The 1,105-nt window shown below is 67.2% G+C and carries 2 protein-coding genes; both read left to right on the top strand.

Going from position 1 to position 1,105, the window contains the following annotated elements; all coding sequences use genetic code 11:
• Nucleotides 1-390 (top strand): MarR family winged helix-turn-helix transcriptional regulator (locus LQV45_RS34780; protein ID WP_230012498.1); only part of this gene is annotated, 390 nt, incomplete at its 5' end.
• A gap of 103 nt (nucleotides 391-493) precedes the next feature.
• Nucleotides 494-1,105, top strand: a 612-nt coding sequence (locus LQV45_RS34775) for an MFS transporter (RefSeq protein WP_230012497.1), incomplete at its 3' end; no start/stop codon positions are given.

The following is a 1,105-nucleotide window of genomic DNA, read 5'->3' as shown; positions in this document are numbered from 1 at the left end:
CAGGACACCGGAGTGGCGCTTCAAGGCGTTCTGCGCTTTGTGGGGGAGGGCGAATCCCGGGCCACGCATCTTGCGGAGCGGCTCGGCGTCAGCGCTCCGGTCCTCAGCCGGCACATCGCCGACCTCGAAGAGCACGGCTATGTGGTCCGCCGGCCGGACCCGGAAGACGGCCGCGCGCAGCTGATTGCCCTGTCTGCCGCCGGCACGGAGAAACTGCGTCTCATCGAGGACCAGCGGACGGCCACCATCCAGGACCTGCTGCAGGACTGGAGCCAGGACGACGTCGAACTGACGGCGCGCACCCTCGAAAAACTTGCTGAGTCCCTCCGGACCTCAGCCCGGGCAACGACGGCCGGACCCACGAATACGACCGAAATTGTTGAGGAGTAGATATATGGCTAGCCACGCCGCCGCCACAGGGCCGTCCCCGGCCCCGTCGGACGTTCCGCAGGGGGCATCCCGCGCATCCCAGACCGCCGCAGAACCTGTGGCGATGACCCACCGCCAGATCATGGAGGCCCTCACCGGGCTGCTGGCGGCGTTCTTCACCGCCATCCTGAGCAGCACGATCGTCGCCAACGCGCTGCCCACCATCATGTCCGAACTCAAGGGCACCCAGACGGACTTCGCCTGGGTGATCACGGCCGCGCTCCTTGCCAACGCGGCAACCACCCCGATCTGGGGCAAGCTCGCGGACCTCTTCAACAAGAAGGTCCTCGTCCAGCTGAGCATCGTGATCTTCGTGGCGGGCTCCGTTATGGCCGGCCTGTCCGAGACCATCCCGCTGCTGCTGACCGCCCGTGTCATCCAGGGCATCGCCATGGGCGGCCTCACCGCCCTGGCCCAGGCCATCATCGGCTCCATGATTCCGCCGCGCGACCGCGGAAAGTACTCCGGCTACATGGGCGGCGTCATGGCCGTGGGCACGGCAGGCGGCCCGCTGCTCGGCGGCTTCATTGTCGACAGCCCGCTGGGGTGGCGCTGGACCTTCTTCGTCTGCGTTCCGCTCGCTGTGGTCGCGCTCATCCTGCTGCAGGTCACCCTCAAGATCCAGCACGTCAAGCGCCCGGCCAAGATTGACTGGCTCGGCTCCATCCTGTTGACC

This window comes from Microbacterium sp. Bi128 (assembly GCF_918698205.1).
Note: the sequence above shows the minus strand (reverse complement) of the source record. Positions and strands in the feature narration are given on the sequence as shown.